Origin of the sequence: Arthrobacter sp. Soil761 (assembly GCF_001428325.1) — a bacterium.
Classification (GTDB): domain Bacteria; phylum Actinomycetota; class Actinomycetes; order Actinomycetales; family Micrococcaceae; genus Arthrobacter.
Genome location: NZ_LMSF01000005.1, coordinates 38,430 through 52,605, shown reverse-complemented (window position 1 = coordinate 52,605; position 14,176 = coordinate 38,430). Strand labels below are relative to the sequence as shown.

General features: G+C 65.9%; 14 protein-coding genes. 12 read left to right on the top strand and 2 right to left on the bottom strand.

Features of this window, described 5'->3' with window-relative positions; translation table 11 throughout:
* The first annotated feature begins 5 nt into the window (after positions 1–5).
* The 5 genes from ASG79_RS05455 to ASG79_RS05435 all read left to right on the top strand — a co-directional run bounded on the left by ASG79_RS05455 (position 6) and on the right by ASG79_RS05435 (position 4,531).
* Positions 6–500, top strand: coding sequence for a ribose-5-phosphate isomerase (locus ASG79_RS05455; protein WP_018769579.1), 495 nt, complete (start codon positions 6–8; stop codon positions 498–500).
* Complete coding sequence (locus ASG79_RS05450; RefSeq protein WP_056389088.1) at positions 497–1,450, top strand: 3-hydroxyacyl-CoA dehydrogenase family protein; 954 nt, start codon at positions 497–499, stop codon at positions 1,448–1,450. The genes ASG79_RS05455 and ASG79_RS05450 overlap by 4 nt, the downstream gene beginning before the upstream one ends.
* 17 nt (positions 1,451–1,467) lie before the next feature.
* Entirely contained in the window at positions 1,468–2,235 is a 768-nt protein-coding gene (locus ASG79_RS05445) for an SDR family NAD(P)-dependent oxidoreductase (protein WP_018769581.1), read from the top strand.
* 101 nt (positions 2,236–2,336) lie between these two features.
* Complete coding sequence (locus ASG79_RS05440) at positions 2,337–3,683, top strand: MFS transporter (protein ID WP_056389087.1); 1,347 nt, start codon at positions 2,337–2,339, stop codon at positions 3,681–3,683.
* A gap of 29 nt (positions 3,684–3,712) precedes the next feature.
* On the top strand, positions 3,713–4,531 hold the full coding sequence (locus ASG79_RS05435) for a triose-phosphate isomerase family protein (RefSeq protein ID WP_056389084.1): 819 nt from the start codon (positions 3,713–3,715) through the stop codon (positions 4,529–4,531).
* Here the strand turns inward: ASG79_RS05435 and ASG79_RS05430 are convergent.
* Both ASG79_RS05430 and ASG79_RS05425 read right to left on the bottom strand, forming a co-directional pair.
* Positions 4,489–4,971, bottom strand: a complete 483-nt coding sequence (locus ASG79_RS05430) for an SRPBCC family protein (RefSeq protein WP_056389081.1) — start codon at positions 4,969–4,971, stop codon at positions 4,489–4,491. The genes ASG79_RS05435 and ASG79_RS05430 overlap by 43 nt on opposite strands.
* Entirely contained in the window at positions 4,971–5,330 is a 360-nt protein-coding gene (locus ASG79_RS05425) for an ArsR/SmtB family transcription factor (RefSeq protein ID WP_056389079.1), read from the bottom strand. The genes ASG79_RS05430 and ASG79_RS05425 overlap by 1 nt, the downstream gene beginning before the upstream one ends.
* A gap of 382 nt (positions 5,331–5,712) precedes the next feature.
* On the opposite strand from ASG79_RS05425, the gene iolC reads away from it, so the two are divergent.
* The 7 genes from iolC to ASG79_RS05390 are packed head-to-tail and all read left to right on the top strand — an operon-like array spanning position 5,713 to position 14,173.
* On the top strand, positions 5,713–6,717 hold the full coding sequence (gene iolC / locus ASG79_RS05420; protein ID WP_018769586.1) for a 5-dehydro-2-deoxygluconokinase: 1,005 nt from the start codon (positions 5,713–5,715) through the stop codon (positions 6,715–6,717).
* Complete coding sequence (locus ASG79_RS05415; protein WP_056389077.1) at positions 6,714–7,649, top strand: hypothetical protein; 936 nt, start codon at positions 6,714–6,716, stop codon at positions 7,647–7,649. Before iolC ends, ASG79_RS05415 begins: the two co-directional genes overlap by 4 nt.
* 31 nt (positions 7,650–7,680) lie before the next feature.
* Positions 7,681–9,609 carry a 3D-(3,5/4)-trihydroxycyclohexane-1,2-dione acylhydrolase (decyclizing) gene (gene iolD, locus ASG79_RS05410; RefSeq protein WP_056389074.1) on the top strand — a complete coding sequence of 643 codons (1,929 nt, stop codon included), beginning with the start codon at positions 7,681–7,683 and terminating at the stop codon, positions 9,607–9,609.
* 38 nt (positions 9,610–9,647) lie between these two features.
* Positions 9,648–11,174: a CoA-acylating methylmalonate-semialdehyde dehydrogenase gene (locus ASG79_RS05405; RefSeq protein WP_056389072.1), complete on the top strand. Its 1,527-nt coding sequence runs from the start codon at positions 9,648–9,650 to the stop codon at positions 11,172–11,174.
* 22 nt (positions 11,175–11,196) lie between these two features.
* Positions 11,197–12,108 carry a sugar phosphate isomerase/epimerase family protein gene (locus tag ASG79_RS05400; protein WP_056389069.1) on the top strand — a complete coding sequence of 304 codons (912 nt, stop codon included), beginning with the start codon at positions 11,197–11,199 and terminating at the stop codon, positions 12,106–12,108.
* A 32-nt stretch (positions 12,109–12,140) separates the two neighbouring features.
* Positions 12,141–13,154, top strand: coding sequence for a Gfo/Idh/MocA family protein (locus ASG79_RS05395; RefSeq protein ID WP_018769591.1), 1,014 nt, complete (start codon positions 12,141–12,143; stop codon positions 13,152–13,154).
* A complete protein-coding gene (locus ASG79_RS05390; protein WP_321165507.1) occupies positions 13,070–14,173 on the top strand; it encodes an MFS transporter in 1,104 nt (367 codons plus the stop codon). Before ASG79_RS05395 ends, ASG79_RS05390 begins: the two co-directional genes overlap by 85 nt.
* The last annotated feature ends 3 nt before the right edge of the window (positions 14,174–14,176 follow it).

Sequence of the window (14,176 nt, the reverse complement as noted above, 5' to 3'; positions counted from 1 at the left end):
ATCGCATGACCGAACACACCCAGCAAGGCTGGCGCATCGTCGTCGGCAATGACGAAGCCGGCGTCGAATACAAGAACGCGCTGCGCGAGATGCTGGAGGCAGACCCCCGGGTCGCCTCGGTGGAGGACGTGGGCGTGGGCGCCGACGACGCTACTGCCTATCCGCACCTTGCCGTCGCCGCAGCCCGCAAGGTCGCAGCCGGAGAGGCGGACCGTGCCCTGCTGATCTGCGGAACCGGCCTCGGCGTGGCCATCTCGGCCAACAAGGTTCCCGGCATCCGGGCCGTCACCGCACACGACAGCTACTCAGTGGAGCGTTCCGTGCTGTCCAACAACGCCCAGGTGCTGACCATGGGCCAGCGCGTCATCGGCCTGGAACTGGCCAAGAAACTGGTGGGCGAGTGGCTTGACCACCGCTTCGATGAAAACTCCGCATCCGCGGCAAAAGTAGACGCAATCTCCTCCTACGAGGACGCGTCGGAAGGACTTGAAGACAAATGAGCAACCGCAACATCGCCGTCGTCGGCTCAGGCTATATGGGCGGCGGGATCGCCCAGGTCCTGGCACTCGCAGGAGCCCGCGTGGCACTCGCCGACGTCTCCGCTGAAATCGCGCAAAGCAACTACGAGCGGCTCCTGAAGGAGTCCGACGAGTTCGTCGCCGCCGGCCTGTTCCCGGACAACGCCACCGACCTGCTCAAGGAAAACCTCTGGGCAGCCAAGGACATCGAAGAAGCCGTGGCCGGCGCCGAGTACATCGAGGAGGCAGTGCCGGAAATCCTGGAGATCAAGCACGCCACCCTGGGCAGGATCAGCGCCGCCGCCCGCCCCGAGGCCATCATTGGTTCCAACACCTCCACCATTTCCATCGCCAAGCTGGCCGAGGTGGTGGACAACCCGGAGCGCTTCCTGGGCGTCCACTTCTCCAACCCGGCACCATTCATTCCCGGCGTGGAAGTCATCCCGCACGAGGGCACCTCCGAGGCCACCATCCAGGCGGCCCGCACCATCGTGGGGGAGACCGGCAAGGAAACAGCCACCGTCAAGGACGTGACCGGCTTCGTGCTCAACCGGCTCCAGTACGCCCTGTTCCACGAGGCAGCCCAAGTGGTGGAAGAAGGCATCGCCACCGCGGAGGACGTGGACACCCTGGTGCGCACCACCTTCGGCTTCCGGCTGCCGTTCTTCGGGCCGTTTGCGATCGCCGACATGGCGGGCCTGGACGTATATGCGTTCTGCTACAAGTCCCTCCAGACCGGGTTCCCGGAGCGGTTCGCCACACCCAAGATCCTGCAGGAAAAGGTCGACGCCGGCCAGCTGGGCACCAAGACCGGTTCCGGCTTCCTTGACGTCCCCGCAGACCGGACCGCAGCCCTGGTTGCCTACCGGAACAAGGCGTACGTCGCCATGCAGAAGCTCATCGAAGAGCTGGGCCCTGCCCCGCTTTCCTGATCCGAAGGAACACCTCCATGACAGCATTTCCCACAGACCGCACGGTGATCGTTACCGGCGCTGTCTCCGAACGCGGCATCGGCCGGGCCACCGCAGACTACCTGGCAGAGCGCGGCTGGAACATCGGCGTGATCGACATCGATGACGCCGCCACCAAGGCCGTGGCCAAGGAGCTGGCCGAAAAGTACGGAATCAAGGCCCACGGAGCAGGCGCAGACGTCAGCAACGAAGCGTCGGTCCGGGCGGCCATCGACGAGATCGAAGCCGAACTTCCGCAGCTGGTGGCCCTGGCCAACATCGCGGGCGTCAGCTCCCCGGTGCCGTACCTGGAACTGGACGCCGCCGAATGGGACCGGGTACTCAGCATCAACTTGAACGGCGTCCACTACGCCACCCGCCGTGCGGCCGAATCGATGGTCAAGAACCAGCTGGGCCGGATTGTGAACATTTCCTCCGTCTCCGCCCAGCGCGGTGGCGGAACCTTCAGCAAGACCCCGTACTCCGTGGCCAAGGCCGGCGTCATCGGCCTGACCCGCGCCACCGCCCGTGAACTGGGGGAGTACGACATCACTGTCAACGCCATCTCGCCCGGGCCGATCGACACCGACATCATGGGCGGCACCCTGAGCGAGGAACGCAAGGACGAGCTGGTCAAGGACCTGGTGGTGAACCGCGTGGGCAACACGCGCGACATCGCTGCCGCCATCCATTTCCTGATTGGCGAGGACGCCGGGTATATCTCCGGCCAGACGCTGAACGTCGACGGCGGACTGTACATGCACTGACGGGCTCCGTTTCCCTTCGCATCACGAAGACCGGAGCCACCACCAACATGCGGGCCGCCGGCCCGCGGAAACCACCACGTCACCACTCGAAGGAGAGTGTTGTGTCCGAAACCACCGCAACATCCAAGGAACTTCTGGCCCGTCCGGTCCTGAAGTCCGCGATCTTCAAGGCGGCCCGCCGGCTCATGCCGATGCTGGTCATCCTGTACGTCGTTTCGTTCCTGGACCGCACCAACGTCGGCTTTGCCGAGGCGGCCCTCGGGGCGGACAAAGGAGTGTCCGCCGCAGCCTTCGCCCTGGGCGCCGGCATCTTCTTCATTGGCTACGCGATCTTCGAGATCCCCAGCAACCTGCTGCTCAAGAAGGTCGGCGCCAAGATCTGGCTGGCGCGCATCGCCATCACCTGGGGCATCGTTTCGGCGTGCTTCGCCTTCGTCCAGGGCGAGACCTCGTTCGTGATCCTGCGTTTCCTCCTCGGCGTGACCGAGGCCGGCCTGTTCCCCGGCGTGATCATGTACCTGGCCGAATGGTTCCCCAACAAGGTGCGCGTCCAGATGTTCGCCATCTTCTACCTGGCCCAGCCGTTCTCCCAGATGATCGGCAACCCCCTCTCCGGCTGGCTGATCAACATCGGCGACCAGGTGCCGGGCCTGCGCGGCTGGCAGGTCATGTTCTTCGTCGAGGGCCTGCTCGCAGTCCTGGCCGGCATCGCCGCCTTCTTCTTCCTGATCAACGGTCCTGAAAAGGCCAAGTTCCTCAGCCGGGAGGAGAAGTACGCGCTCAAGGAAGTCATGGCACTGGAGGACAACATCAAGGACCAGACCGGCCCCCGCGGCATCCCCGCCGCCATGCGCAACGGCCGGGTCTGGTACTTCACCGCCATCTACTTCTGCCTGCAGATCGCCGTCTATGGCGTGACGTTCTTCCTGCCGCAGCAGGTGTCGTCCCTGACCGGGCAGAAAGTGGGCCTCGCCGTCGGCCTGCTGATCGCGGTCCCGTGGTTCTTCGGCATCTTCTCCTGCTACTTCATCGGCCGGGCGGCTAACACCGTTGCCAAGCGGCGGAAGTTCGGCACCATCCTGTTTCTCTCCACCGGCCTGTGCATCTTCGGCTCGGCCTGGGCGGGAACCAACCACCAGCCGGTCCTGGGCATGATCTTCATAACCCTGGCAGTCTGCAGCTTCCTCGCCGTCGGTCCGGTGGTCTGGTCCTACCCAACCGCGTTCCTCGCCGGATCCGCAGCAGCGGCGGGCATCGGCCTGATCAACTCGCTGGGCAACCTGGGCGGCTTTGTGGCCCCGATCCTGCGGACCGCCGTCAACGAGGCCACGCACTCGCCCACCGGATCCATGGGTGTGTACGCCCTGGGCGTCCTGCCCTTCGTGGCCGCCGCAATGATGTACGCCACCAAGCGGTTCAAGAACAAGGCCGACGACCTGCTCGACTGAGCCCGTCACAACACACCGCAAGGAACTTCATGCGCACCTCCGGCAGCAGCACAGGCAACGGCACCGTCCACATCGGCGTCAGCACCAAAATGTACCTGGGTTACCAGGCAAGCCTGCGCTGGCTGTCGGAGGTGCGCTCCGTTGTGGACGAAAGGCCCGGGCTGGGTGCGCATTCCGCCAAGGACGCACCGGTCCGGGTCTTCGTCATCCCTTCCTTCCCCGTCCTGGAGCCGGCCACACGGATCCTGGCCGGCTCACCGGTCCTGCTCGGCGCCCAGAACTGCGCCTGGGGGGACGGGCCCCTCACCGGGGAAGTCAGCCCCGGCATGCTGGCCGAACTGGGCGTCCAGCTCGTCGAGATCGGCCACGCGGAACGCCGCAGCCTGTTCGCCGAGGACGACGCCGTGGTGGCACGCAAGGTGCGTGCCGCCGTCGACAGTTCCCTTACCCCGCTGCTTTGCATCGGTGAGCCGGACAGGCTCGACGCCGGTGCTGCCGCCGACTTTTGCGTGCGGCAGGTCCACGCCGCTACTGGCGGCGACCCCAGCCTCCTAAGCTGCCTGGTCCTGGCCTACGAACCTGTATGGGCTATCGGTGCTCCTGCACCCGCCCCGCCGCAGCACATCAACTCCGTGTTGACCCTGCTCCGGGCCGCACTGGGCCCGGACTGCCCCCTGATCTATGGCGGCAGCGCCGGGCCAGGGCTGCTGCCGCAGCTTCCCGCAGCGGACGGACTCTTCCTGGGCCGTTTTGCGCACGACGCCGCCAACCTTGGCCGCGTGCTGGACGAAGCCCTCGCCCTGGCTCAGACCCGCGCCCCGGCCAGCAATTCCTCCAGCCGTTCGTAGCCCTCGCTCAGGCCGCCCTCCATCCCGGACTGGGCCATGCCGTCGCGCGCCTCCTGGCTTGGGTAGACGGAATGGCCCCGCAACCGGGCCCTTCCGTTGCCCAGGTCCTCAAACGTCATGAAGTCCAGGCTGACCACGTCCGGGTATCCGCCGAACTCAAAGGTCTGGATGGCGAATTCGTTGTCCCGGACGGTGTGGAAGATGCCCTTGAACTCGTAGGCCACGCCGTCCGGTCCTGTGTGCAGGTAGCGGTAACTGCCGCCGGTGCGGAAATCGTAATGGTCGATCTCCATCTTCAAGCCCCGCGGGCCCAGCCACTGGACAATCAGGTCCGGTTCTTTGTGGGCGCGGAACACGTCCGCCACCGGGAAATCAAACTCGCGCTCGTAATCGATGAAGGGGACGCCCTCAGGAACGCTGAGTTTCAGGGAATTGCTCATCATGACTCCTTGGAGGATTTTTCGCCGCTGTCCGCAGCGTTTGACCTAAGAACGGCGTCGAGGCTGCGGAACTGGCCTTCGCGGACCAACCGGTACCGGTCAATCCAGGCGGTCAGCTCCTCAAGCCGCGCCGGGTTCAGGTGGACGGGCCTGCGCTGTGCATCCCTGCTTCGGGTCACCAGCGCGGCCTGCTCGAGTACCTGGATGTGTTTCGAGACCGCCTGCTTGGAGATCTCGAACGGTTCTGCCAATTCGTTCACTGTTGCCGGGCCCCGGCTGAGCCGGGCGATGATGCTCCTCCGCACGGGATCTGCCAGGGCCATGAAGGCCGAGTCCAATGCCGCACTTTCAGGGTTCATTGCCTGCCCGTTTCTAATCAACCTCCAGGTTTATCAACCTTTAGGTTGTTTAAGCATAAGAGTCCCAGGGTGACGATTCAAGACCCGCGTCTTCAGGGATTCCGGCTACGTGGAAAACAGTGCCCGGTGGCTGGTCCTTCGGCTTCGGCTGCGCGCAGCACGCACGGGAGAGTTGGCCGTCGCTAAAAAGTAGTTCCGGCACCCGCAATATTGGGACAGGGGCGCCCGGCAACTCTAGTTGTAAGTATGTCAGTACAAACTTTTGACAGGACATTGGATCTAAGGCAAAGTAGTGCCTGTGGCCCGCGCCACGGCCTGCCAGTTCCGGAACTCCTGCCCCTCGAAGGATCCGCGTTCCACACCAGAAAGGTCCACGATTCCCGTGACCCACGAGCTTCTTACGATCGGGCGCATCAGCGTTGATATCTACCCGAACGACATCGGGGTTGGCCTGGAGGACGTTAATTCCTTCGGCAAATACCTTGGCGGTTCACCGTCCAACGTCGCGGTTGCCGCCGCCCGCCACGGACGCCGCACCGGGGTCATTACCCGGACCGGGGATGATCCGTTCGGCGCCTACCTGCACCGTGAGCTGCGCAAGTTCAACGTCGATGACGCCTTTGTTACCCCGGTGAAGGACTGGCCCACGGCGGTGACCTTCTGCGCGATCAAGCCGGCCACGGACGAGTTCCCGCTATACTTCTACGGCCGGTTCCCCACGGCGCCGGACCTGCAGATCAAGGCTGAAGAGCTGGACCTGGACGCCATCCGTGAGGCCGGGATCTTTTGGTCCACGGTGACCGGCCTGTGCCAGGAGCCCTCGCGATCAGCGCACATTGCCGCGCATGAGGCGCGGCCGCGGACCGGGCTGGCTGAGGGCCAGTTCACCATCCTGGACCTGGATTACCGGCCGATGTTCTGGGCTTCCGAGGAGGAGGCCCGGGCCGAGGTTGCCAAGGTCCTGCCGCACGTCACGGTCGCGATCGGCAACGACAAGGAATGTGCCGTGGCAGTCGGCGAGGGGACTCCCGATGAGCAGGCGGACCGCCTACTCGCTGCCGGCGTGGAAATCGCCGTCGTCAAGCTCGGCCCCGAAGGCGTGATGGCCAAGACCCGCACCGAACGCGTGGTCTCCGCGCCCGTCCCGGTGGAAACCCTCAACGGCTTGGGTGCCGGCGACTCCTTTGGCGGCGCCTTCTGCCACGGACTCCTCTCCGGCTGGCCGCTGGCACAGGTCCTGGACTACGCCAACGCCGCCGGCGCCATCGTCGCCTCACGCCTTTCCTGCGCCGACGCCATGCCGACGCCGGAGGAGGTCACCTCGCTGCTGGCCGAACGCGGCCGCGCGGTTCCGGGCGCCTCGATTCCCGAAGGAGCAGCACTGTGACCCTCACCTCTCTTGCTTCCAATAACGCTGTGGACGACGATCCGCGCCGCTATGAGCACCTGAGCACTATACGGCTCGAAGACCCTGGTGCCGTGGCCCGGGCGGCCAAGTCCCGCCGGCGCCACCCCGGCCTGAAGTCGGGGCGGCAGAACTTCATCGTCGCCGCCGACCACCCCGCCCGCGGCGCCCTTGCCGTCGGCAGCGACCCCGTGGCCATGGCTGACCGGCGTCAGCTGCTGGACCGGCTGCGGATCGCGCTGGCCAACCCGGCCGTGGATGGTGTCCTGGCGTCGCCGGACATCATGGACGACCTGCTGCTGCTGGGCGCCCTGGACGGCAAGCTGGTGTTTGGGTCGATGAACCGCGGCGGCCTGTCCGGGCTGGTCAACGAGTTCGATGACCGTTTCACCGGCCACACCGCCGCCGCTCTGGAGGCCCTGGGTGCTGACGGCGGCAAGATGCTGACCCGGATCTGCCTGGGCGACCCGGACACCGTGGCCACTCTCGAAGCCACCGCGAAGGCCATCGATTCGCTGGCGGAGCGCAAGCTGATTGCCATGGTGGAACCGTTCCTGTCGGTCCGGGAAAACGGCCGCGTCCGCAACGATCTGTCCACCAACGCCGTGATCAAGTCCATCGCCATCGCAGCGGGCCTGGGCTCCACCAGCGCCTACACCTGGATGAAGCTGCCGGTCGTGGCGGAGATGGAACGCGTCATGGCGGCCACCACCATGCCCACCGTCCTGCTGGGTGGAGACCCGGATGGGTCCCAGGACGAGGTCTTTGCGTCCTGGCAGGCGGCACTGGCGCTCCCGGGCGTCCAGGGCCTCACGGTTGGCCGCACCCTTCTCTATCCCGCAGACGGGGACGTCGCCGGCGCCGTCGCCACCGCCGCCTCGCTGCTGCACCACACCCCGGAAGCATCGGAGTAGCCTCCCCATGGACACAACAGGAACGCGCAGGATGACGGTGGCCCAGGCCGTCGTCGAATACCTGTCCAAGCAATACACCGTCGACAAGGTGGGCGGTGTGGACTACCGGGAGCGGCTCATCCCCGGCACGTTCGGTATTTTCGGGCACGGTAACGTTGCCGGTGTGGGGCAGGCCCTGAAGCAGTACCAGCAGCTGGACCCGGCCATCATGCCGTACTACCAGGGCCGGAACGAGCAGGCCCAGGCGCACCAGGCCGTGGGGTATGCCCGGCATACCCGCCGCCGCCAGACCTTCGCCATCAGCACCTCGATCGGCCCGGGGTCCTCCAACCTGCTGACCGGTGCCGCTTTGGCCACGACGAACCGGCTGCCGGTGCTGCTGCTGCCCAGCGACACCTTTGCCACCCGCGCCGCGGACCCGGTGCTGCAGCAGCTCGAACAGCCCTACGCCTACGACATCACCGTTAATGACGCCTTCCGGCCACTGTCCAAGTTCTTTGACCGGGTCACCCGCCCGGAACAGCTGTTCTCCGCGTTCCACCACGGCCTGCGTGTCCTGACGGATCCGGCGGAGACCGGCGCCGTGACCATCTCCCTGCCTCAGGATGTCCAGGCCGAGGCGTTCGATGTCCCCGAGGAGTTCCTGGCCGAGCGGGAGTGGCGGATCCGCCGCCCCGACGCGGACGACGACGACATCGCCCGTGCCGCGGCGGCGATCCGTGCCGCGAAGCGCCCGCTGATCATCGCCGGCGGCGGCGTCCTCTACGCCTACGCCAACGACGAGCTCGCAAAGCTCGCCCAGCTGACTGGCATCCCGGTAGGCAACACGCAGGCCGGCGTCGGCGTCCTGCCGTGGGACCACCAGTTCAGCCTGGGTGCCATCGGCTCCACCGGTACGACGGCGGCCAACGCCATCGCTGCCGACGCCGACCTGATCATCGGCATCGGCACCCGCTACGAGGACTTCACCACCGCGTCACGCACAGCGTTCCAGAACCCCGAGGTGCGCTTCATCAACATCAACGTTGCCCCGATCGACGCGTACAAGCACGGCACCACGCTGCCGATCGTCGCCGACGCCCGCAAGGCACTGGTCAAGCTCAACGCAGCACTGGGCGGCTACCGGGTAGGCGCCGACCTGGAGCAGAAGGTCGCCGCCGAGAAAAAGCGCTGGAACGCCACTGTGGACGAGGCCTTTGACACCCGCTACACCCCGCTGCCGGCACAGAACGAAATCATCGGCGCCGCCAACCGGGCCATGGACGCTGCGGATGTGGTGATTTGCGCGGCCGGGTCCCTGCCCGGGGACCTGCACAAGATGTGGCGTGTCCGGGACCCGTTCGGCTACCACGTCGAATATGCCTACTCCTGCATGGGCTACGAAATCCCCGGCGGCCTCGGGGTCAAGCGCGCAGCCCTGGCCGAAGCCGCGCGCGGCGGCGAGCAGCGGGACGTCGTGGTGATGGTGGGGGATGGCTCATACCTGATGATGCACACCGAACTGGTCACCGCCGTCGCCGAACGCATCAAACTGATCGTGGTCCTGATCCAGAACCACGGCTACGCCTCGATCGGCTCGCTCTCGGAGTCCCTCGGCTCGCAGCGCTTCGGCACCCGGTACCGGGCACTGGACGAAGAACAGCACAGCTTCGACGAAGGGGACACCCTGCCGGTGGACCTTGCCCTGAACGCAGAGTCCCTGGGCGTGAAGGTCATCCGGATCGAACCCGGGGAGAAGGTGATCGCCGAACTGGAACAGGCCATCCGCGATGCCAAAGCGGCGCCCGAACGCGGCGGACCGATCCTGATCCACGTCGAATCCGACCCGCTCCTGGACGCCCCGTCCTCCGAGTCCTGGTGGGACGTCCCCGTCTCCCAGGTCTCCGAACTGGATTCCACCAAGCAGGCCTTCCATACCTACGTCGACCACAAGTCCCGCCAGCGCAAACTGCTCGGCTAACCCTCCTCCAGACACCACCCCCTCAAGGAAGAGTCCCCATGACTGCCACCACCCAGACCACCGATACCCAGACCACCGTGATCAACCACTTCATCAACGGCGCCGAAACCGCCGGCGCTGGCGACCGCACCACCCTTGTGTACAACCCGGCCACTGGGGCCGTGACCGGCGAGCTGCGCCTGGCCAACCGCGCCGACCTTGACGCCGCCGTCGCCGCCGCCCGGAAGGCTGCCGACAGCTGGGGTGACATCTCCCTGGCCAAGCGCACCGCCGTTTTGTTCAAGTTCCGCGAACTCGTCGCCGCCCACGTGGACGACCTCGCTGAACTAATCACGGCCGAGCACGGCAAGGTCCTCTCCGACGCCAAGGGCGAAATCGGCCGCGGCCTGGAAGTCATCGAGTACGCCTGCGGCATCCCCACCCTGCTCAAGGGCGACTACTCGGACCAGGTCTCCACCGGTATCGACGTGTTCAACTTCCGCGAGCCCCTCGGCGTGGTCGCCGGCATCACCCCGTTCAACTTCCCGGTCATGGTGCCGCTGTGGATGGCCCCGATGGCGATCGCCACCGGCAACGCCTTCATCCTCAAGCCCTCCGAGCGCGACCCCTCCGCGTCCCTGCTGCTGGCCAAGCTCTGGAAGGAAGCCGGCCTGCCCGACGGCGTGTTCCAGGTCCTGCACGGCGACAAGGAAACCGTCGACGGGCTCCTGACCCACCCGGACGTGGACGGCATCTCCTTCGTCGGGTCCACCCCGATCGCGCAGTACGTCCACGAGACCGCCACCAAACACGGCAAGCGCGTCCAGGCCCTGGGCGGGGCGAAGAACCACGCCATCATCCTGCCCGACGCCGACCTGGACAACGCCGCCGACCACCTCGCTGCCGCCGCCTTCGGCTCCGCCGGCGAACGCTGCATGGCCATCTCCGTCGCCGTCGCCGTCGGGGACGCCGCCGACCTGCTGGTCAAGAAAGTCGAAGAACGCGCCCTGGCCGTGAAGGTCAACAACGGCACCGCCCCCGACGCCGAAATGGGCCCGGTCATCACCCCGGCCTCCAAGGAACGCATCGTACGGATCGTCACCGAAGCCGAAACCGCCGGCGCCGCCATGGTGGTGGACGGCCGCGACCTGGTGATCCCCGGCCACGAAGACGGCTTCTGGGTGGGGCCCACCGTGATCGACCACGTCAAGACCGAAATGACGGCTTACACCGAGGAAATCTTCGGGCCGGTCCTCGTGGTGGTCCGCGTTGACACCCTCGAAGACGGCATCAAGCTGATCAACGCCAACCCCTACGGCAACGGCACCGCAATCTTCACCTCCTCCGGCGCAGCCGCCCGCAAGTTCCAGCGCTCCGTGACAGTTGGCATGATCGGCATCAATGTGCCCCTCCCGGTCCCCGTGGCCTACCACTCCTTCGGCGGCTGGAAAGCATCCCTCTTCGGCGACAAACACATCTACGGCCCCGAAGGCGTCTCCTTCTACACCCGCGGCAAAGTCGTCACCTCCCGCTGGCCCGAAACCCACCACGCCTCCGAAGCCTCCTACAACTTCCCGTCCAACTAACACCCAGAGAGACAACGCTGTCATGACTGAGAACAAGCTGATCATCGGCACGGCGCCGGACTCCTGGGGCGTCTGGTTTGCGGACGATCCGAAGCAGACCCCGTGGGAACGCTTCCTCGACGAAGTGGCCGAGTCCGGCTACAAGTGGATCGAACTTGGCCCGTACGGCTACCTTCCCACCGACCCGGCCCGCCTGGCGGAGGAACTCAAGCAGCGCGACCTGAAAGTCACCGCCGGCACCGTGTTCACCGCCTTCCACCGCGGCGTGGACCAGTGGGAGACCGCCTGGGAGCCGGCCCGCAAGGTCGCCGAACTCACCGCGGCAATGGGCGGCGGGCACATCGTGGTCATTCCGGCCATGTGGCGCGACGACGTCACCGGCGAGGCCGTGGAGAGCGGCACCTTGAGCGACAGGGCCTGGAGCGACCTGTTCACCGGCCACAACCGCCTGGGCAAGACCCTGCTGGAGGACTTCGGCCTGAAGCAGCAGTTCCACTCCCACGCTGACTCCCACGTTGGCGCGCAGGAGGACATCGAAACGCTGCTGGCAGCTACCGATCCGCAGTACCTGAACCTCTGCCTGGACACCGGCCACGCGGAATACTGCGGCGCCTCCAGCCTGGAGCTCATCAAGAACTACCCGGACCGCATCGGCTACCTGCATTTGAAGCAGATCAATCCGGACATCCTTAGGCGAGTCAACGAGGAAAACATGACCTGGGCCGCGGCCAACCTGGCCGGCGTCATGACCGAACCGCCGAGCGGGCTGCCCGACCTCCGCGCCGTCATCGAGGCCGTGGAAGCCCTGAACCGCCCCATCTTCGGGATCGTGGAACAGGACATGTACCCGGTGGCCTTCGACGTCCCGATGCCGATCGCCAAGCGCACCCGCAACTACCTGCTGACCTGCGGCTCCCGCACCGCCGTCAACTGACCTCTTCCTGCCAACGCCAAAAGGACCAAACAATGACTGAAACCCTCCGCGTCGCCGTCATCGGCGCCGGCCGCATGGGCGCCGACCACATCCAGCGCCTCAACAAGCGGATCCATGGCGCCGAAGTGGCCGCCGTTGTCGACGTCGACCTCGCCCGCGCCGAGGCCGCCGTCGAAGACATCCCCGGCGCAGTCGCCCTGGCCGACGCTGACGAAGCCCTCAACAACGGCGACGTCAACGCCGTTCTCATCGCCACCCCGGGCTTCCTGCATCAGGACATCCTGCTCAAGGCCATCGCCAGGGACATTCCGATCCTCTGCGAAAAGCCGCTGACCCCGGACGCCGAATCCTCCTGGAAGATTGTCGAAGCCGAAGTGGCGCTGGGCCACCAGCGCATCCAAGTGGGCTTCATGCGCCGCTTCGACGCCGAATACGCAGCGCTCCGTTCCATCATCCGCAACCATGAGCTGGGCGAACTGCTGATGCTGCACCACCAGCACCGCAACCCCAACACCCCTGAGGGCTTCACCAACGAGATGCTCATCAATGACTCCGTGGTCCACGAATTCGACGCCATCCGGTTCTTCACCGGCGAGGAAATCACCAGCATCCAGGTCCGGCTGGGCAAGCCCACCCGCAATGCTCCCAACGGCCAGCACGACCCCCAGCACGTCCTGATCGAGACCGAGTCCGGCGTCCTGGCGGACGTCGAGATCTACGTCAACGCCAAATTCGGTTACGAGGTGGCCACCCAGGCCTCCTTCGAGGACGGCATCGTCAGCATCGGCGGCGACAAGGGTCCCTACACCCGCAGTTCCGGCCGCTGGGGCGGCAGCGTCACCCCAGGCTTCGAAGAGCGTTTCGGCGCCGCATACGACGTCGAAATCCAGTCATGGGTGGACGCTGCACTGAGGGGCGAAATCGGTGGCCCCTCCGCCTGGGACGGGTACGCCACCGCGGCATGCTGCGAGGCAGGCGTCGAGGCGCAGAAGAACGGCGAAAAGGTCGCCGTGAAGCTGGCTGCGAAGCCCGACCTCTACAAGTAGGACAGGAGAAGGGGACGGAGGGGAAAACGACCATACGGCAGCCCGGCAACCACCAGCGCGCCCTGCGGACCGCCACGATCATCTCCACCTTTGGCGGCCTGCTGTTTGGCTACGACACCGGCGTAATCAACGGCGCGCTGCCCTATATGCGGCAGGATCTGGGCCTCACCCCGCTGACCGAGGGCCTGGTGGCCTCGTCCCTGTTGTTCGGCGCCGCGTTTGGCGCCCTGTTCGGCGGCCGCCTGGCAGACCGCAACGGCAGGCGCGGGATGATCATGGTCCTGGCAGTCGTCTTCCTGCTGGGCACCCTGGGCTGCACCTTCGCGCCGAACACCGAAGTGTTAATCGCCGCGCGGTTTATCCTGGGGCTTGCCGTGGGCGGGGCATCCGTTACCGTTCCGGTCTACCTGGCCGAGATATCGCCGCGCGACCGGCGCGGCCGGATCGTCACCCAGAACGAACTCATGATCGTCACCGGGCAGTTGCTGGCCTTCATTTTCAACGCCTACCTGGGCAACTCCTTCGGCGAATCGCACGGCATCTGGCGCTGGATGCTGGTCATCGCCACCCTGCCGGCCATCGCGCTGTGGATCGGGATGAACGTCATGCCCGAGAGTCCACGCTGGCTGGCCTCCATCGGCAGCTTCGGCGAGACGCTCAGCGTGCTGCAGCGGATCCGGTCGCAGGAGGAAGCCCGCAGGGAGTTCGAGGAAGTCAAGGCCATGGCCGTGGAGGACTACAAGTCCAAAATGGGTTCATGGAAGGACCTGGGCATCCCGTGGCTCCGCAGGATCTTCGTGGTGGGCCTGGGCCTCGCGGTGATCCAGCAAGATCACCGGCCAAGTGGGAACCACGACGGCGCTGCTGCTCATCGGTCTCTTCTCCCTGATCCTGCCGGAATCGCCTTTGCCGCCAAATACGTGCCCGAGACCAAGGACAAAAGCCTGGAGGACCTGGAGCACTACTTCAAGAATGTGGCCGGCAGCAAGGCCGAGGCCGCCGCGGCGAAGGTTCCCTGACCG